This is a genomic window from Flavobacterium sp. KMS, assembly GCF_000813005.1.
In the GTDB taxonomy this organism is placed as follows: Bacteria; Bacteroidota; Bacteroidia; order Flavobacteriales; family Flavobacteriaceae; genus Flavobacterium.
This window is the reverse complement of record NZ_JSYP01000038.1, coordinates 12,716-30,211: the sequence shown is the minus strand read 5'-3', so window position 1 is coordinate 30,211 and position 17,496 is coordinate 12,716. Positions and strand designations below refer to the sequence as shown.

The following is a 17,496-nucleotide window of genomic DNA, read 5'->3' as shown; positions in this document are numbered from 1 at the left end:
AACCAATCCAGCATTACGTAAGGCTTTAGTTGACACTTTACCCACGCTTTCTCTTTCTGATCCTTTAATTGTAATCGATTTCATTGTAAAAAAAATATAGTTATTAATAAATATTCAAATTGTTATAAGCTTTAGGCGCCAGGCTTTATAAGCTTTTTTTTTTTTTTTTTTGTAATCATGAAACAGCTTACGGTTTAAAGCCTAAAGCATATTGCATTTTTACATTATAAATTTTCCACTAATGGAATTGTTGTGGTGCACCATGTGCATAACTTCAGCAAAAAGAGGTGCACAACTCAACACTCTTATTTTCTTTGATTCCTTTTTTAGCGGGATTGAATCTGTTACGATTAACTCGCTTAATTTAGAATTCTCTATTTTCTCATAGGCATCCCCAGAAAGAATAGCATGTGTACAAATAGCTCTAACGCTCAATGCTCCTTTTTCGATCATTAAATCGGCTGCTTTTGCTAATGTACCACCGGTATCGATCATGTCGTCTACCAATATTACGTTTCTGCCTTTTACTTCACCAATTAATTCCATGGTGTCGATAATATTGGCAACTTTTCTTTGTTTGTAACAAATCACTACATCTGATTCTAAAAATTTAGAATAAGCATAAGCTCTTTTTGAACCTCCCATATCTGGAGAAGCGATTGTTAAATTTTCCAAACCTAAACTTTCTACGTATGGTAAAAAGATTGTTGAAGCAAAAAGATGATCTACTGGTTTCTCGAAGAATCCTTGAATTTGATCTGCATGCAAATCCATTGTCATAATTCTTGTTGCTCCTGCAGCATCTAATAGATTGGCTACTAATTTAGCTCCAATCGGTACTCTTGGTTTATCTTTTCTATCTTGTCTAGCCCAACCAAAATATGGTATTACAGCTGTAATATGTCTGGCTGATGCGCGTTTTGCTGCATCAATCATAAGTAACAATTCCATCAAATTATCTGCTGTTGGAAATGTCGAACAAACAATAAATACACGTAACCCTCTGATAGACTCTTCATATGATGGCTGAAATTCGCCATCGCTATAAGTTGACATTGTAACCTTACCTAACGGTATCCCGTATTGTTTTGCAATTTTTTCGGCAAGATAAACACTTTTTGAACACGCAAAAATTTTAGCTTCTGGTTCTAGGTGCGACATTATAATTTGTTGTTTTGTAGTTAGTTGTGTGTGCGTCGTTTTAACGAGGTGCAAATTTATAAAATTTATTGAACACTGAAAGGAAAATTTTAAGTATTTTGTTAGAAAATGTAAAATATTTTTATAAATTTGCACCGTGTTAAAGGAACAAGAGTTTGTTATAACGATAAAAACTGTTCTATTGCGTTAAAATAATTGATTTATTAATTATTTTTTCGTCTGCTAAGCCCGGATGGCGGAATTGGTAGACGCGCTGGTCTCAAACACCTGTGGGAAACCGTGCCGGTTCGACTCCGGCTCCGGGTACTTAAAGCCTCTGAAATCAATTGATTTTCAGGGGTTTTTTCTTTTTAGGGTGGTCAAAAAGGTGGTTGATTTTAAATAGAATTTATTTTATTTATTCTTTTTATGCTTATAAATGAAGTAATTTAATTGATTGTAATCATCTGAAATTCTATAATAGGCTTCATTTCCTTTCGACAACAACCTATTATCTTGAAGGAAAAAACAAAATGATTCTTTAATAGTCATTTTTATTTTTTTATAATGAGTAATAAATCTTTTTACAGCTTCAAAATCATGAAATATAATTTTTTCCTGACAAACTGTAAGCGTCCACTTAAATGTTCGGTAATATACCCTATTATGTCCATCTTCAATTATTGGTAGAAATCTTTCTTTATTTAAAAGATTCCAATGATCTAACATCTCAACATCTAATATGTATTCGGTAACTGGTACTCTTACAGATTTCAACTCGCTAAATTTTGCCTCACAATTTCTGTGATTTCCTCCTACTACAAAATATGAATCGCCAAATTTAGCATAACTATAACCACTAGAAAATCCAGGTGTTTTAATGAATTCTAAAAAATTTTCTTTATTCCAGTAAGATTTAGATTTCTTCATATTTCCTAAAAGGTCAATCCATCTTCTATCAACATAACTAAAGTGGTCAGTTCCTATAACTTTTTCTAGTGACACATCATGTTCTTTATGATAGATCTTGCTATTGTAAAATTTATAATCTTTACAATCTTCAATATAAATTACTTTTTCAAAACACCATTCTTTGATTTTAAAACCACTATTAAAGTGGAAAAGAAATTCATTTATCTCCTTTATTTTCATAATTTATCAATACAGTTCGACAATAAATCTTTACAAAAAAGACCATCAAATTAATGGCGGTCTTTCTTTTTTTTTTACTAAGTTCTACTTAGCCTTATTTGATGCCTTTACAATCAAGTAAACAAGCGTCAATGCTATAATTGTTTCCATGTATCACTACATTAAAAGATTAAACAAGCAAGTATCCCAGTTGGCAGGATGCCAAAATATAAATAATTAAGGCTAAATTTAAAACCTTATTTCTCTGTTTTGGACTCACTCATAGCTTTGTGAAAATCTTTACTACTGTCGTCATATTGTCGATGCCCATAGTTGTACTTGTCATTTAAATCGTAGATTCTTTGATATAAATCAACAGGGTCTTGTGTCATACTTACCCAGTCTGTAATCAAATTAACCAATTCATACATGTCGTCGTTATACCCCATTCTACTGTCCCCTCCTCTGATACCACGCTTGTTTTTGGCTTTTCCACGGGTCAAAAAGATGTTTTTTTCTTCATATATAATATCACGCTCTTCTTTAAATTCTTTTCCCTTTGGCAAGTACTTCATAATAACCTTTCTAATTGCCTTATAGTATAAGTCAAATTTTTCTTCGGGGTCATCAAAACTCTTACTTAAAATCTCTTTTACCTTGTCGATCTCTTCAAAGTTTTGAGTGTCTAAATTTATAGATAGCTGTCGTTCTTTAGATTCTTTCGCCTTTTGTAAAATTTGTAGCTTTAAAAAGTGCTTAGCGTCATCTTTTCTAATTCCCTCTTGTTCTTGTTCCTGCTGTTCTTTCATGGCTCTACTATTTCGTAAATTACTTTAAGTGCTTTTGATATTTCTAAAATTGAATTGTCTTGTTTCCAAGAAATAGGGTTTAATCGATTGACCGCTAATTCATAATTAGGAAATTGCTTTTTAAATGCTCCCCAATAATTCTTATTTTCAACGGTAGCCATATGAACCTGATATTTCATATAAATTAAAGATGGATGAACTTTAATTTTCTTAGCAAAGGCTTTAACCATTACCTCTGAATATATATGCGGTTTGATATATTTAAATTCAGAATTATCTACAAAAAAATCACTTGCGAAATTCTCAGGAGCTTCTTCATCAATAAGCGTCAATTGCATTTCTCCTGTTAAGTGATAACCCTCTTTTTTTATGTCTTCTTCATCAAAAATAACATGATACAATTCATGCATGAGCACACGCCAAATAGTAGCATAATTTTTCATGAAGTCCGTAATAATTATACACGGCTTGTCATTTATAAAAAAAGTTGCTCCTCTGAATTGAGTAGTAGGTAAATGTCGTTGAAAGATTATTGTAACACCATGTGAAAACAAAGCCTGACAAACCGTAAAAAGACCATTTTCAACATCTTGGGAATATGGTTTTATTTTTGGCAATAAATCAATTAATTTTTTTTCATCATACGGATAAGGATTTTTAATTGCTTCAAATAGCCTAAATCCTGAGTTTATAGAAAATCGCCTCATTTTGTCAACAAAAGTCCTTTTACTACTACTAAATGCAACGTTACAAATCCTTTTGTCAAATTCCTCGTATTCTGCCATCGAATCAAATCCAAAGAAATCAAGTATCTTTTGTACTATCACATTTGAATCTGCTTTTTTGGGCAATAACCCTTCTTTTTGCAATCTTTCAACATCAAAATTTTTCCCGATAAAGGACACATTTCTTGCTTCTTGAAGTTTTGCAGTATTCTCCGGAGTTTGTTGAGATACAATACTGGTCAGTAAAACATTTAAATCTATATCTAAGAAGTCAGCCAGTTTAAGTACATTAATTAAATTAGGTTGCTTTGCAGTACCATTTAATAGAGGTGTAAGAGATTTGTATTCAATTCCTAATAAATCTCTTGCTTGTGACACGCTCAACCCATACTGAGTTGCCTTTTCCTCAAAGAGAACAGACAAATCTTCTGCAACATAATCTTTCTCAAAGGATTTGTCTAAAATTTTAGTTATATCTAGCTTTTGCATATCTACGGTAAATTTACCATACAAATATATATAAAAAATGGCTTAAAAATATTATTTACGGTAAATTTACCGTAAATAAATTTACTTTTTGACGATTTGTTTATTCTAGAGTTGATATAAGTAATTAAAACTTCAGTTTGTCAATTTTTACGAGTGCAAATGTGCAAGTTTTAGTCTTGAGGTAATTTTTTTAAGGTCAACAATAACCATATCAAAACTTATTGCAAACATAATTAGGCTAATTTAAAATATTTCTCTTCTCCAAAAAAAATACGACCTAATTTGTCCTTAATAGCGATAACAATTCCTTTGAAAGGGTTATTTTCAACGTCAATTACCTCTCCTTCAATCCATACATCCAACCCTGTTAATTTTGGATCTACAATGGCTTTATCTCCTATTTTCATAATTAAATATTACTTAAAACAATGTAATTATATCATATATACTAATTATTTATATATAATATTCATTCGTTATCATCTTCTCTAATTCTACAAGTGCAAATGTGCAAGTTTTAATTTTTACATTGTTTTTAATTGGCCAGCTATAAGCGCCTTTTCTATTTTCACGTTATTTTGGGTTTCTGCAGCTCGTTCCTGGTTCTTGTTTTCACGTCATTTTGCCTTCCTGAAGAAAAGATCCGGAATAGCTTTTCACGTTATTTAGTTATACAGCTTAACATTTTTTTCCATAATACTCTAGAAAAGAAGCCACATCGTACTTAAACTCAAAAGTAGCTTCGATAAATTCCTTTCCCTTTTCACTGTAAAATTCTTTCATTTCCTTATATGAATTAAAGAAATCTTCTAGAGCTTCTTTTACTGTTTTACCATTTCCATGAATTCCATAATTTAATGTGCTATTTTCAATATACACGCTATAAGTTCCATCATTACCTATTTCAATAAATGCAATGTTTGGTTTGCTTTTATTATACATTGTTTGAGGTGTACCAATAATAAAATGTACGTCTTCGTAACTCTTAACTATACTAGAAACCGTATCCAATTCTAAATCTTCATCAGGGGTTAAAAAAGCAAAACCACCTTTTTGAGTAGCTATGTTTAATATCTCATTCATTCTTTTTTCAGCTACTTCAAATTCTTTATTTAACATCTTTTTCAGTTTTAAGGATTGCCCAGTTTCATAACTCATTCAAAAAATCTTTAGCAGGAGTAGTTTTCAAATTACCTTTTTTAGATTGTTTCATTTCCTCCAATCCATTTTTAATATTTTCTAGAACATCTAATTCAAGTATTAGATAATGTCTGTCTTCATAATCTTTAATTAATAAGCATAAAATTCCTAGTTCATCATCTTCAGGTGTATTTGGTTCAGCGTGAAAAATCTCAATAGCTCGTATTACAGCTTTATTGTAATTTTCTTCGGTTTCTATTGTTTCCCATTTCATAAATTATTTTTTTTTAATTACTTTAAAAATTAGTAGTTCAAGCAAAAAAATCCTACCGAAGCAGGACTTTAAATTTTATTTTAATAAAATGGCAATAAATAAACCAAATATCATTAATGAAAGGATAATAAATATGCCTAGCATCCATCTTGATCGTTTTTCTAAATCTTTCTTAGCTATTAAGTCGCTCCTATTTTGCTCTGCTTCTTTGTCTATTTTTCGTTCAATGTAAGAAGTCAAACTTAAAGCTGTTTCTTTTCCTACCTTTTCAGTTAATAAATCGTAAAGCTTTGTTAATGTGATACTACTCATAGTTCCTTTTTTTACAGAATTAATTATTTTTTTTAATGTGTAAAGTGTCAAAAAAATTAGATTTAGGATTCTCTAAATATTGCAATATTCAGAGAATCCCTTTCCTTACAGCCGTTTAAACTCTACGCCTAGTTTTTTTAAAAAAGCTTGTACAATATGCCGTTTATCTTCAAACTCCCAAGTAATAAAAGTCTTTCCGTTAAAGAAGTCAACAAAATTGTCATATAAATATACTGTTTCTCCTTTTTTTATCATTTCTAGTTCCTCTTTTGATAAATTAAAAATATCACCTTTTATTACCAATCTCCCTTTGTCAGATTGTTGTTTTTGTATAGTTTTTTCTATTTTCTGACTTTCTTTATCTAAATTAAAATCTATTGAATTGAGGAATTTTTTTGGCAGAGTGCGAATCATATTCAAATCAATTTTGTTTTCAAATTGAATTTTTTTATGAAAAAATTCCACGAGTCCTTTGTACTCAAACCATTCACCCTTTATTTGATAATCTTGAAATAATATTTTCAGAGTGCTTTCAAATTGTCCTGAATAAGGAAAAATAGTTGAAGATATTTGGTTATCAGGATATCCTCCTGCATTTTGAATAGTCACTATTCTTTTTTTAGCATTCTCCGAGATACCAACCTTTATTTTTTGTTGGTCTAATATTTTTATAAAGTATAAATCCATTTTTTAATTGTTTAGGTTAGTTTATTTATTCAGATACAAGATAGTACGTTACTATTCTGTTAGTATAACGTTCGTCGTAGAAACTAAATTTAAGTATTTGTCTTCCGTCCTTGTAGCTGACAAAAACATCTGTAAGTTCTAAAAGCTCACTTTCTTTTTCTCCTTTGTGAAATATTTCCATAGAAATGGTTTTTTTTGCCTTATCATACATGTAATTAAAATCATCGTCGGAAGGCTCTAAGGCATTACTACATATATCGGAACCATCAGCCCAAATCCCTTTGTTACCATCGTTGAATGAAAAAGTATCATCAAAACGACAATGTCCACGGTCTTTTTCTTTACTCATATCTGTATTAGCAACTCCATCTTTGTCTAAATCGACGGGTAAATCTGTTATAATTGATTTAATCTTGTAAGAGCCTGCTAGTTTTGGCTCTAAAACATCTACTTCTTTGGTGCAAGCCATTAAAGAAAATATTATCATTAACATTCCGATTTTTCTAATATTTTTTTTCATCTTTATTATATATAATTATATTGTTTATTTAATCTATTTAATTGGTATAATATCTTAATCCAATTCCTGCAAACGGAACAAATTTTCCTAAATCTGAATTAGCATGATAATACTCGTTTACTTTTATAAAAAGCGTTGTTCTATCATTAATAAGGTAGTCAAAGTCTAATCCCGCATAAGCCCCGTAAATGAATTTTGATTCGTCCAAAATCAAACTGCCATTGCTTAAATTCATGTCTTTATTATGGTTGACTATTTCGTAGCCAAGTACTACACCGCTCCCTAAGACTATTCCGAATTTCCTGTTTTGAGTAAGATACAGGGGGACAGAATAACCCAAATTAAGCGTAATGTCGTTGTAACCTATTTTATCTTCTCCGACTTTGTATTTAGCATCGGTTGCAAGAATAGAAGCCGAAATTGAATTTCTGTCGTTAATAAAATAATTATGACTAAGCATAACACCATAACCGTCCTGTGTTGCCCCAATGCTAACACCAAAAGCATTTTTGTAGGTTTGGGAATAGCCTTTCGTAAAAGCTGATAGTAATAATACCCCAAGAAATAATTTAGTTTTTTTCATGTGTAATTGATTTTAATTTATAAAAATTGATTTGAATACTTATTTTTAGCTTGATATAATTTCTTTGCATTCTGCAATGATTTTAAAGTAATTCTCTTGCATCATACTTTCGCTTGTTGGGATTTTCTGATTGATATATTTCCCTTTTATCTCGTCTCTTAAAAATTGAGTTTTTAAAAACTCTCGTGGACTTCCCTCTGCTATGATGCCGTAGAACTCTCCTTGCGCTAAATTGACTATGTCGCTAATTTTTACGCGATTTCGTTCCTGTATATTTTCGCTAGTTCCTGAACTGGTATTACTTCCTAAATGCACAAACTTTCCACTAGTTCCATCGCCAGTACTTTTTGACGTAAATACTTCATCTTTCTTACTAAATAGATTTTGAACCATTTCAGCAGTTTTGTAATTTGTAGTCCTTCCGAAGAATTGATTCCCTAAGTTTGAAATAATTACTTGGGCTTTTTCTTCCCCATATTTATCGGCTAGTTGAGCATAGTCCTGCACTCCAAATACTGTAGCGATTTTATTTGAACGTGCTGTGGCTGGAATCTGTTCGATATTCGGAATGAAAACCGTTGGAGCTTCATCTAATAATACAACTGATTTTTGCTGATTCGGTTGATTCATTTGCTTCAGAGCTACCGAAATAATAAGCGAGATTGCAGGAGTGTAAACATTAGGTAATGTCGAATCATTCCCAAGACAAAGGAATTGAGGGTTTTCGGGATTATTTAAATGCAAATCGACATCGTTACTCGAGAGAATCCAAAATATATCAGGAGTATTAAGAACCGACAAAGCATTTTGAAGAGTCGAAAGCATTCCCGCAACCGTACGCTCCGAACCTCTATCTATAGATTCTCTGAGTGATGCTATCATTCCACCAGCTTCGTAATCTTCCGATATGTTTTGAACTAAAATATCAATTGGTGTCTGTACAATAAATGATATCACATGTGGTAGTGTACATATATCGGGATGCTTTTGTCTTAACCACCAAATAACAGATGCTAATATATTTTTAGCACTACTAAGCCAAAAATCCATTTTCTTAATTGATTCAGGCAAAAGATTGTTAATGATAACCTGACTATACTCATTTGCAATAGCTGCTTTAGTCAAATATTTTGGATGTATAGGATTTACACGATCACTCAATAAAGGTTGTTTAAAATCAATATTTTTGACTTTAATCATGGTGTTCTCAAAACTTAAGTAAATTTTATGTGTCAATTCTGGACTTTTAAAATCGTACAATATTCCTGAGAAACCTTTCAGCCCAATTTGCCGAATAATAGCGTCGAAAACACTAGCTGTTTTTCCTGATCCCGCACCTCCTTGCACGAAAAATCCTCTGAACGGGTTGTCTAATCTTATTAAGCCTTTATTTGTTTTAAAAGTGAAACCGTCATCTTCTTTTTCAGACTTTTCTTTTTTGAATTTCTCGACTTGAGATGGTTTGATTCTATTTTTAAATTTTAATAGATAAACCGTATATAGAATAGGAGTTAGACAGATTATTGCTCCAAAATTTCCAATAAGTGTGCTTAATAATTTTCCTAATAAAGCAATTAAAAAGACTATTAAAATGTTATTGATTAAAGTGCTAATAATTATTCTAGGAAATCGCTTTTGTTTCGCATGATAAAATGAAACATAAACTATCGAGGGAATACATAATATCACTCCAAAGTTTGCCCAATATGGCATCTTACTAGCTACGAATTTTGAAAACAGAAACAAAAAGTTGTTATACCCATTTGCTAAATAATCTGGCTTTAATCCCTTTAATTGAAAACTATAAGAGTCAGTCCATAAATTAGTTATAGAAAATCCAAACAAATGAATTTCCAAAATTATTATGCTTGACACTACCGAAATAAGAAAAATTACTTTCAATATTTTTCCAATAATACCCACAAGTGTGTTTGCTTCCCCAATGCTAAAACCATGATCTGCCATATTATATCGTTTTAAATGTTAATATTAATAGAATTGAAAACAGTAAGGTTATTGTCAAAATCAGTAAAATGTATGTTCCTAATCTTTGCTTTTTGTTTTCCTCCCTCTGAGTGTTTTGCAACTCTTGAATTTGATTCTTTTGCCGTGTGAATAATAGATTCCAGTGACTTATGATTTCTTCAAGGCGTTCAGTTCTTGGTTCTATTTCAATTTTTTCTGCTTTTTCCAGACAGATAGAAAATTCCTTTACTAAACTTGATTGTTCTGAAACTAGTTTTTCTAGTTTTTTGGTTTCATCAGCGATGATTTCCGCCACTATCTCAATGTTTTTCATCTATCTAATTCTAATTTTAAGTTATTATTTGGTTTTTCTATTAGAGAGTCTTCAAGTTTTTGAAGGTTTTTTGCGTATTCTATGTCTTTTGAAATTGAGCCTAAACGTTCTTCTTCAGTATTCTTCATCTCGACTTTTATCAATGGATTCTGTACATCTTTTATATATTTAAATTCTTCCTTAGTGATTTTTTGTTTTCCTAATACCTGAGCAACTGATTTAGTTCCGTTCCTGCTCAATTGACTTATTTCTTTTTTAATTCCTTTTGGAATTGTATTACCTAAGTTTTTATTGGAATGGCTTTTTGATATCTGCTTGCTCTGCACACGTTTCAGAGTAGTATCGAGATTATGATTTAAGTCGTTTTTTAAGCCCCCTTTTATTAAATTGCTAGCTGACATAGAACGATGTATTTCACTAGCTTTAAAATCGTTTTTTGTTTCCTTGTCTAAAATCCTAAAACCTTGAATCTGCCCTTGTTTATTTATCGTTGGTTTTAGTTCTAATCCTTTCAAATCCATTTGCTTAATGTAATCTTGAAAACTTTGAGGTTTTTGTTTTAAAACTTCCTGATGTTTTTTATAGATTTCTGTTTTTAAACTATCAGTAACTTTTTCGATGTTTTTAACATTCTCAAACATTCTTTCTTTCGCTGAAATTAATTGGTGCTCTTTTGCCAGATGATGTGCTATCCATTGTGCTCTCTTGCCAATGTGCTTATCTGAAATTAGCTTCCCATTTGGTTGAACTCGGTTTGCGATAATATGAATGTGTTTTGCTTTTTTTTCAACATCATGCACAAAAGCTACATATTGCTGTTTTTCTGTATCGATTCCGAGTTTGTTTAAATAGGATCGAGTTATTGTTTTTAATTGTTCGTCAGACAATGTTTTCCCGTCCTCTGAGTGTGGAGACAATACCAAACTAAAAGTTTTATTAGTAGCTCTTTGGTTTAAATTCTGAATCATCTTCATTTCCTCCACCATTTCTTTTGGAGTTAAACCACATAGCAGATTTCTGTCAAGCTCATATCCTTTATTTTCGTCAAGTACATAATTAGCCAATGCTCCACCACCATTACAAGATGTTGCTAATCCAATCATGTCATTTTAATTTTAATAAGTGTTCCCTAATTAATTTGCTTGTTGCTAAGGATTCTTGTTTTACCCCTGTCGTATCTCCGAGTTTAAATAGGTTTGAAATTCGCCTAAAATTATCAGCGTATTTTGATAATAATTGATAACATTCAATTTCTTCAGGAGTTAATTTGGCTGATAATTTATATCCTAATGCAATCCCTCTCATTAATTCAGAAACAGAAACCCCAGAGTTCGAAGCTTTCTTTTTAATGATTAAACTTTCAATTTTTGTAACTCTAAATTTGATTAATTGGTCTTTCATTTTTAAGGATTTAGATTGAATATTGAGTTTTCTTTTTTGCAACCATCGGGCGCAAAACGAGATTGTCGTTGTGGTGCAAATGCGTAGCAATTTGTGACCACAATGACACATCCTCGATGATTTGGACGTTTAGAGAACCTCTAAATTGCATGCCAAAAGCCATTCGTTTAAGTCTTTAAAAGGATAGAAGAACCCTATAAAATCAATTGCGTTCTCAAATTTTCCTAAGATAACATTGGTATATTTATGTCCTTGAGTGTCATTATCTAGATAAAGTTCAATTACTTTGTAATCTTTCAAAACCGATAAATTTTTAGTAATCAATGCGACAGAATTTAAAATGAGATAATCAGATTGCTCCAGCTTTTTATTATCTCTGATTTGGCTAAATGAGAGGTAATCAAAAAAGCCTTCGAATATTCTCAATATTTGAGATTGGTTTGAAATCAATGTTATGTCCTTTTTACCTAAACAGATTTTCGCATACTTAGAGCGAATTTCAAAACCGCCACTTCTATTTTCAAAACCTATCGCAAAATATTTTCTATCCTTGATGGTATAATGAACCTCTTTTAAATTGTTCTCTGTTTGAAACTTGGTAATACCTCTGCTTTTTAAATATTGAATTAATGCCAAATGCTGAACTGGTATTGTTTTTTCGATATGGCTGTCATTATCTTTCTCTTTAGTTGGAGTCTCAAAAACTTGCTTTTGAAAAGAAAAAAAAGTGTCAAATTTGTCTAGATAACTCAAAGCTTCAGTAACATTAAATCCGAATTTTTCAATTACAAAGTCAATTACATTACCTCCTTTTTGTTCGCCGTGGTCAAACCATCGATTAATCTTCCTATTTAGCTTAAAAGAAGCTGTTTTTTCAATTCTAAATGGACTTAGATACCAAGATTCATTTTCATTAAATTTTGTCGGCTCACAGCCTAAATTTTGAAGAACTTTTTCTATTGAGATTTCTTTTGCTTGAGTAGTATTCATGGCTGTAATTTTTCTAGGGTTAAAAATGTTTCAAAAAGTGATGAATTGATGACAAACTACTCTTAGCCTTTATGTATTCTAAGAATCTTCAATCATCATCTTGTCATCAATTCATCACTATTCATAATGCTTCATCATTTTTTTGTCATCACTATTTTTTTTGATGACAAAGTGATGACAGTGTAAAAGGTTGTGAATAAGGGTCTAATCTCTCTTTGTCATCAAATCATCAAAATTTTTGGATAAAAATTCTCTAGAAACAGTATAGTATCTTCCTTTACTCAAATTTTGATAAAAATCTAAATCATTTGTAATAGTGATTTTTTGATATTGATTTGAATTAGATTGTTGTTGTAGCTTCCAGTCATTGCGAATTATTTTTTTTATTTCATTAGCATCGTGTTTGATTTTGAACTTGTTTAGAAAATTCAATAAATCAGAAAAACAGAATTGTATTATTTCAACATCTAAGCTATCCATAGTATTGACAAAAACACTTGCCAGTTCAACTTCTAACTTACTGGAATTGAATTTTACTAATTTTTCTAAGGCGTTAGTTTTAATCTGTTGAGGAGTAAACCACATTCTAGATTTATTTTCTGTGGAAAGTTTTCGATTAGACAAGAAATATAAAAAGGCGGGGATTTCACTTATTAGTTTATCCAAAAAATGAACATCATCATATTTTAAAACTTCTATTTTCCTTACCCAAAACCTTGTTTCTTCTGCATCTATTTTTATGAAATTATACTCATTATTTGAGCACATTATAAATTTCCCAAAAAAGTAGACTTCTTTCCTGTCTTTACCCTTTGATTCCACTTTACTTACGTTTGTTGTAGAGAGATATTTTATACGTTCCGTAAGTTCATCAGTTTTAAAAAGCACCTCGTCGATACAGATCAGTAATTTAGAAGACCAATCTGCGTTGAAATTGCTTGCAAAAGAGTCATTAGTAATATAAGTAAGATTGTATTCAAAAATTTCTTTTAACCACTTTAGAAACGATGACTTGCCAGTATTCCTAAAGTTGGAAACACAGCATAAAATGGGCAATATCTGCGAGGGTTTTAAGTATAACAGTTGAACATAATCTATTCCGAATTCTAGTTGGTCTTGAAATATATGCTTCAACATAATCATACTATTAGTAATATCTCCTTCTTTAGGTATTTTACTTAGAATATGATATGTATTATAGTAATCCAAAATTCTCTTTTTGTAAAATTCTCTTCTGTTCTCAGGAAGACAAACGAACCCATCATAAATTTCTACTTCAGACAGAGCATTTTTACCATGGTCTTGTCTAATCAGCTCTGAACTCCAAGGAATAAGTATTTCAATGCCTTCTCCTAAATTATTGGGATACAAACTTTTCTTGTAGTAGGTCGTTCCTATTCTTAAATAGTCTTTCATATACAATGAGTTTTTTTGTATATTTGTGGTATACAATAAGTTATTGAAGCGTTACAATTTGGCAGAATTGTGACGCTTTCTTTTTTTACTATTTTTCGTTTAAATTGTTTTTTATGGCCTTTGAATAAAGGACAATAACGATGCTGTTTAAGACCATTACAAATGCTGGCACTTCGGGAAAAGGCTTATATTCATAGTTAAACAAGAAGAAAATTTGAACTATTGCAAGTGAAAGAAATACGCTTACAAGTACTAACAATTTGATTGTTTTAGTTTCCATAAAAAATGATTTTAGATTAAAAATGAGGTAACAGGTAAACAAAACCTTACTTGTGATTATGTTTTTTGCCATATTCTAGAAGCTCTTTCTCAGAATAGAAATATCTTCCGTTATAATTGTAGTGTGGTAAATCTTTCTCTTTTCTCCAGGTAATAATAGTCGGAAGAGAAATATTTAAAAATTTGCAAGCCTCTTTTTGAGAAATTAAGTCTTCTTTCTGAGACTCATTTGAAGATTTCGAAAGTTGAAAATTCTGTACTTTACTAAGGATAATTTCGACAACTTTTTCTAGATCTTGTTTACTGTGGGAATACAATAGTACCGACATAGCTTTACTTATTTTTAATTAGTATTAACGTTTTTTTTAATACTGTAAAATTCAGAAAAGCAATAGGGCAAAAAAAAATCCGCTAAAAAACGGATTTAAATTACTTGTAATTAATTGATTGTTAATGGATTATAAATCACCATTTTTTATCTCTCGGATATTGATCCAAAATGGTGTTTATCTCTCTTTTACAATCTTTATTTGGTTTGCTTTTTTTATCTCTATGTGCTTTATCCCATGTAGAAATTTTAGCTTCTAATCCTGTAATGTGTTCTAGAAAAGTTATTAGATTAATCACTTCATAGGTGAATAAATTTGTAGCAGTATTAGTTGATTTATACTCGCTGAAGAAGCCAATTAAGTTTCTCACTTCTAATTCATCTAATTCAACTTTTTTTAAATCCTTATTTATTATGTCATTATTAAACAATTCTTTTAAAAAATATCTAAAATTTGGATAGATTACTTTATATCTATTGTTCGGTAAATTAAGCTCGAAGTATTTCTTAAATATTTTATCTGCCAACTTGAAAGTTGAATGAATCGTAATTTTAGATTGAATTGATTTTTTAAATATTTCAGATTCTAAAAACACGTTTTTTTGTTTTTCTTCACTTCTAGTACCAATTATTTTAGGAATATCGATAACAAACCTGTGATCTAATTCGTCTATTTTCCCTCTATTTAAAAAATAGGTTTGAAATAACTCCGGAATTTGTTGTTCATATGAATTATCATAAGTTAATTCTTTATCATGGAATTTGTCTTCATACTCGGCGTCATAATTCCCCCAATCACTATTCCAATCAGTATCCCAACAAGAATCCATAGAACTGCTCATAAAGCGACCCATATAATAGTCCATATAATAAATACAAAAAACATCGATATTAGTTCTTATTGATGCTTCTCTCTCACTAGCTTCAAGCTTTATCAATAATATGGAAGAATCTGTTACTTTCTCTTTGTACTCATGCTCTGAAAGTTCCTTGTTAATATTCGTAATATCGTTAATTAAAATAGTCTCTAATTGGGGAGAGGTCAAAATAAAATGAGACAAGCATAATAATTCAAAATCATTAATTAAAAAGCATTGATTATTAGGTGGTTGAATTGTACCATATAATAGTTTTGACAACTCCTTTCTTTGAACGATTGAGCGCAATTGATAATTTATAAACAAAGGAATACTAATATTTAGTAATACGATTAAATCTTTTTCGCTTTTTATTTTATATCTAAAACCAAAATTACCGATTTTGAGTATTTCATAAAAAACAGATTTTATATGTTTGTCCTTTTCAGAAAGTAATTCTTTATGTTTTTGAATAAATTGCTCATATATCCTTATAAGTAGAAATACCCTTGAATATGGATCTAAAAAAGTATTGTCTATATAAAAATTTAATTGCCTAATATCTTCGGGAAATTTCGAAGAATAAGAATCAAAACTTTCCATAAAAGAATTGTCTTTTATAGCGTGATTAAAAAAGAAGGATTGTCTTACTTGTTCCATTTGTCCATTTGTTCATCAGTGTATTCTTCGGTAATTTTCAGATACTTATCTAAAACGGCATCTTTTTTAATATTCGCAATCTTTTTAATTGCTTTTGGCTCCATACCAAGTAATAAAGAGTTGGTTATAAATGTCTTTCGTGCAGTATGGCTAGTAATCAACTGATATTTTGGTAAGGTATTCTGAATTTTCTTTGTTCCTACGAATCCTGTTATTGTTGTCGGTTTATCAATTCCAACTATCTGACAACATTCTTTAATGTAATCATTAAATTTTTGCATTGATATAGAGGGCAATGGTTCATAGATTGTTCCTTGATATTTATCTAATATCTCTTTAGAAAACTTATTCAGTCTTATAATGTGGTTTTGAGTTCTTGTCTTTTGAATTGAGATATTAATATGAGTTTCCGTAATATTTGCTTGATGTAACTGTGACAAATCGGAAAACCGAAGTCCAGTAAAGCAACCCATACAATAAAAGTCTTTAGTGTGGTTTAGTCTTGAATTTTCGAAGTCATAATTATACAACTGCATTAATTCATCATGTGTCAAATAAATAATATCTACATCATGCTCTATTCCTTTAAACTTCTCGAATTCTCTAAGATTGTTGTAACCTTTGTCTGTACACCATTTTAAAAAGGACTTTAAAACGGCTATTATCTTTGCAAAATAGTTATTCTTAATCTTCTTCTCGAAAAAAGAATATTTCATTAATTCTTCATAAAATATATTATCAATTTTATTAAATGAAATATTGAACCCTGTTTCATTCTGAAAAGATTGTAAATAACCTTTTATTGTTTTCTGCGCTTTTATTGTGTTATAGGCTTTGGATAATGAACCCGACAATAAATATTCATCAAAACATCCAAAAAAATCAAATTCAGAGTTTATTTTGATTTCTTTAGATTCATACTGCTCTAAGAATTTTTCTTTTGAGAAAGGTATCTTATTTGCCCTGAAAAAGAAAAAAACATCATTTACTTTCGATTCAATTCTTTGTAATTCATCATTAATGAATTGATAATTATTAGACTCTTCCTTTTTTAAATTAGGTTTTATTCTAGAGCCTGTCCAATAGATTTCTTTGGTACTAACACCTACATTCTTTCTTATTCTAATTCCTTCTGCTCTAACAACAAACTGAATTGGGATTAGTCCATTTGATGTTATTTTCTCTTTCCTTAGTTCAAAAATCACTTTCATTCTAGCTAAAACGGATTAAATTATAATAAAGGGTGGCTAAAAAGGTGGTTTATTTTGATTTTAAAAGTTGAAAAAACTAAGAAAAAAATCCTTTCCGCACTATATCTATCTCAAATATAGCAATAAAAAGAAGACTAAAAACAGGTAAAAATAACTAAAGTATTAACGGACTCCGGCTCCGGGTACAAAAACCTCTTCGAAAGAAGAGGTTTTTTTGGTTTTAGACTGTTTTTGATAAAGCTAAT

At 30.3% G+C, this 17,496-nt stretch carries 20 protein-coding genes, 1 tRNA gene and 1 pseudogene; 1 reads left to right on the top strand and 21 read right to left on the bottom strand.

Annotated features, from left to right (window positions below):
* Both OA93_RS24885 and OA93_RS23430 read right to left on the bottom strand, forming a co-directional pair.
* Window positions 1–84 (bottom strand): annotated as a pseudogene (locus OA93_RS24885) (50S ribosomal protein L25); the annotation flags it as partial.
* 135 nt (window positions 85–219) lie between these two features.
* Window positions 220–1,161, bottom strand: coding sequence for a ribose-phosphate pyrophosphokinase (locus OA93_RS23430; RefSeq protein WP_039116638.1), 942 nt, complete (start codon window positions 1,159–1,161; stop codon window positions 220–222).
* A 226-nt stretch (window positions 1,162–1,387) separates the two neighbouring features.
* Between OA93_RS23430 and OA93_RS23425 the strand changes: the two genes are divergently transcribed.
* A tRNA-Leu gene (locus OA93_RS23425) sits at window positions 1,388–1,467 on the top strand.
* 87 nt (window positions 1,468–1,554) lie between these two features.
* Here the strand turns inward: OA93_RS23425 and OA93_RS23420 are convergent.
* The 19 genes from OA93_RS23420 to OA93_RS23330 all read right to left on the bottom strand — a co-directional run bounded on the left by OA93_RS23420 (window position 1,555) and on the right by OA93_RS23330 (window position 17,251).
* Window positions 1,555–2,292, bottom strand: coding sequence for a hypothetical protein (locus OA93_RS23420; RefSeq protein ID WP_039116636.1), 738 nt, complete (start codon window positions 2,290–2,292; stop codon window positions 1,555–1,557).
* A gap of 236 nt (window positions 2,293–2,528) precedes the next feature.
* Window positions 2,529–3,080, bottom strand: a complete 552-nt coding sequence (locus OA93_RS23415; protein ID WP_039116634.1) for a hypothetical protein — start codon at window positions 3,078–3,080, stop codon at window positions 2,529–2,531.
* Window positions 3,077–4,294, bottom strand: a complete 1,218-nt coding sequence (locus OA93_RS23410; protein ID WP_039116632.1) for a hypothetical protein — start codon at window positions 4,292–4,294, stop codon at window positions 3,077–3,079. Before OA93_RS23410 ends, OA93_RS23415 begins: the two co-directional genes overlap by 4 nt.
* A 233-nt stretch (window positions 4,295–4,527) precedes the next feature.
* Window positions 4,528–4,701 (bottom strand): hypothetical protein, encoded by a 174-nt coding sequence (locus OA93_RS25235; RefSeq protein WP_165572138.1) that lies wholly within the window; start codon window positions 4,699–4,701, stop codon window positions 4,528–4,530.
* Between the two features lie 271 nt (window positions 4,702–4,972).
* A complete protein-coding gene (locus OA93_RS24360; RefSeq protein WP_052259592.1) occupies window positions 4,973–5,452 on the bottom strand; it encodes a hypothetical protein in 480 nt (159 codons plus the stop codon).
* Window positions 5,442–5,708: a hypothetical protein gene (locus OA93_RS23400; protein WP_052259591.1), complete on the bottom strand. Its 267-nt coding sequence runs from the start codon at window positions 5,706–5,708 to the stop codon at window positions 5,442–5,444. Before OA93_RS23400 ends, OA93_RS24360 begins: the two co-directional genes overlap by 11 nt.
* A gap of 75 nt (window positions 5,709–5,783) precedes the next feature.
* On the bottom strand, window positions 5,784–6,020 hold the full coding sequence (locus OA93_RS23395; RefSeq protein ID WP_131474525.1) for a hypothetical protein: 237 nt from the start codon (window positions 6,018–6,020) through the stop codon (window positions 5,784–5,786).
* Between the two features lie 105 nt (window positions 6,021–6,125).
* The gene (locus OA93_RS23390; RefSeq protein ID WP_039116629.1) at window positions 6,126–6,707 is read right to left on the bottom strand and encodes a GIY-YIG nuclease family protein; all 582 of its coding nucleotides are present in this window, start codon (window positions 6,705–6,707) and stop codon (window positions 6,126–6,128) included.
* 25 nt (window positions 6,708–6,732) lie between these two features.
* A complete protein-coding gene (locus tag OA93_RS23385) occupies window positions 6,733–7,227 on the bottom strand; it encodes a hypothetical protein (RefSeq protein ID WP_039116627.1) in 495 nt (164 codons plus the stop codon).
* A gap of 37 nt (window positions 7,228–7,264) precedes the next feature.
* Window positions 7,265–7,810: a conjugal transfer protein TraO gene (locus OA93_RS24355; RefSeq protein WP_052259590.1), complete on the bottom strand. Its 546-nt coding sequence runs from the start codon at window positions 7,808–7,810 to the stop codon at window positions 7,265–7,267.
* Between the two features lie 45 nt (window positions 7,811–7,855).
* Window positions 7,856–9,775: a type IV secretion system DNA-binding domain-containing protein gene (locus OA93_RS24350; protein WP_052259589.1), complete on the bottom strand. Its 1,920-nt coding sequence runs from the start codon at window positions 9,773–9,775 to the stop codon at window positions 7,856–7,858.
* Between the two features lies 1 nt (window position 9,776).
* Entirely contained in the window at window positions 9,777–10,109 is a 333-nt protein-coding gene (locus OA93_RS23370) for a hypothetical protein (protein ID WP_039116624.1), read from the bottom strand.
* Complete coding sequence (locus tag OA93_RS23365; protein ID WP_052259588.1) at window positions 10,106–11,212, bottom strand: hypothetical protein; 1,107 nt, start codon at window positions 11,210–11,212, stop codon at window positions 10,106–10,108. The genes OA93_RS23370 and OA93_RS23365 overlap by 4 nt, the downstream gene beginning before the upstream one ends.
* A 1-nt stretch (window position 11,213) precedes the next feature.
* Window positions 11,214–11,510, bottom strand: coding sequence for a hypothetical protein (locus tag OA93_RS23360; RefSeq protein ID WP_039116642.1), 297 nt, complete (start codon window positions 11,508–11,510; stop codon window positions 11,214–11,216).
* A gap of 129 nt (window positions 11,511–11,639) precedes the next feature.
* Window positions 11,640–12,500 (bottom strand): toprim domain-containing protein, encoded by an 861-nt coding sequence (locus OA93_RS23355; protein ID WP_039116621.1) that lies wholly within the window; start codon window positions 12,498–12,500, stop codon window positions 11,640–11,642.
* 204 nt (window positions 12,501–12,704) lie between these two features.
* Window positions 12,705–13,916: a primase-helicase family protein gene (locus tag OA93_RS23350; protein ID WP_039116618.1), complete on the bottom strand. Its 1,212-nt coding sequence runs from the start codon at window positions 13,914–13,916 to the stop codon at window positions 12,705–12,707.
* 326 nt (window positions 13,917–14,242) lie between these two features.
* Window positions 14,243–14,524, bottom strand: a complete 282-nt coding sequence (locus OA93_RS23340) for a helix-turn-helix domain-containing protein (RefSeq protein ID WP_039116613.1) — start codon at window positions 14,522–14,524, stop codon at window positions 14,243–14,245.
* 136 nt (window positions 14,525–14,660) lie between these two features.
* Window positions 14,661–16,040 carry a hypothetical protein gene (locus tag OA93_RS23335; RefSeq protein WP_039116611.1) on the bottom strand — a complete coding sequence of 460 codons (1,380 nt, stop codon included), beginning with the start codon at window positions 16,038–16,040 and terminating at the stop codon, window positions 14,661–14,663.
* Window positions 16,028–17,251, bottom strand: coding sequence for a site-specific integrase (locus OA93_RS23330; protein ID WP_039116609.1), 1,224 nt, complete (start codon window positions 17,249–17,251; stop codon window positions 16,028–16,030). Before OA93_RS23330 ends, OA93_RS23335 begins: the two co-directional genes overlap by 13 nt.
* Between the last annotated feature and the right edge of the window lie 245 nt (window positions 17,252–17,496).

Bases quoted from the DNA above. Each gene is read 5' to 3' on its own strand.
- OA93_RS23430 (WP_039116638.1), bottom strand. From the start codon at position 1,161: ATGTCGCACCTAGAACCAGAAGCTAAAATTTTTGCGTGTTCAAAAAGT.
- OA93_RS23420 (WP_039116636.1), bottom strand. From the start codon at position 2,292: ATGAAAATAAAGGAGATAAATGAATTTCTTTTCCACTTTAATAGTGGT.
- OA93_RS23415 (WP_039116634.1), bottom strand. From the start codon at position 3,080: ATGAAAGAACAGCAGGAACAAGAACAAGAGGGAATTAGAAAAGATGAC.
- OA93_RS23410 (WP_039116632.1), bottom strand. From the start codon at position 4,294: ATGCAAAAGCTAGATATAACTAAAATTTTAGACAAATCCTTTGAGAAA.
- OA93_RS25235 (WP_165572138.1), bottom strand. From the start codon at position 4,701: ATGAAAATAGGAGATAAAGCCATTGTAGATCCAAAATTAACAGGGTTG.
- OA93_RS24360 (WP_052259592.1), bottom strand. From the start codon at position 5,452: ATGAGTTATGAAACTGGGCAATCCTTAAAACTGAAAAAGATGTTAAAT.
- OA93_RS23400 (WP_052259591.1), bottom strand. From the start codon at position 5,708: ATGAAATGGGAAACAATAGAAACCGAAGAAAATTACAATAAAGCTGTA.
- OA93_RS23395 (WP_131474525.1), bottom strand. From the start codon at position 6,020: ATGAGTAGTATCACATTAACAAAGCTTTACGATTTATTAACTGAAAAG.
- OA93_RS23390 (WP_039116629.1), bottom strand. From the start codon at position 6,707: ATGGATTTATACTTTATAAAAATATTAGACCAACAAAAAATAAAGGTT.
- OA93_RS23385 (WP_039116627.1), bottom strand. From the start codon at position 7,227: ATGAAAAAAAATATTAGAAAAATCGGAATGTTAATGATAATATTTTCT.
- OA93_RS24355 (WP_052259590.1), bottom strand. From the start codon at position 7,810: ATGAAAAAAACTAAATTATTTCTTGGGGTATTATTACTATCAGCTTTT.
- OA93_RS24350 (WP_052259589.1), bottom strand. From the start codon at position 9,775: ATGGCAGATCATGGTTTTAGCATTGGGGAAGCAAACACACTTGTGGGT.
- OA93_RS23370 (WP_039116624.1), bottom strand. From the start codon at position 10,109: ATGAAAAACATTGAGATAGTGGCGGAAATCATCGCTGATGAAACCAAA.
- OA93_RS23365 (WP_052259588.1), bottom strand. From the start codon at position 11,212: ATGATTGGATTAGCAACATCTTGTAATGGTGGTGGAGCATTGGCTAAT.
- OA93_RS23360 (WP_039116642.1), bottom strand. From the start codon at position 11,510: ATGAAAGACCAATTAATCAAATTTAGAGTTACAAAAATTGAAAGTTTA.
- OA93_RS23355 (WP_039116621.1), bottom strand. From the start codon at position 12,500: ATGAATACTACTCAAGCAAAAGAAATCTCAATAGAAAAAGTTCTTCAA.
- OA93_RS23350 (WP_039116618.1), bottom strand. From the start codon at position 13,916: ATGAAAGACTATTTAAGAATAGGAACGACCTACTACAAGAAAAGTTTG.
- OA93_RS23340 (WP_039116613.1), bottom strand. From the start codon at position 14,524: ATGTCGGTACTATTGTATTCCCACAGTAAACAAGATCTAGAAAAAGTT.
- OA93_RS23335 (WP_039116611.1), bottom strand. From the start codon at position 16,040: ATGGAACAAGTAAGACAATCCTTCTTTTTTAATCACGCTATAAAAGAC.
- OA93_RS23330 (WP_039116609.1), bottom strand. From the start codon at position 17,251: ATGAAAGTGATTTTTGAACTAAGGAAAGAGAAAATAACATCAAATGGA.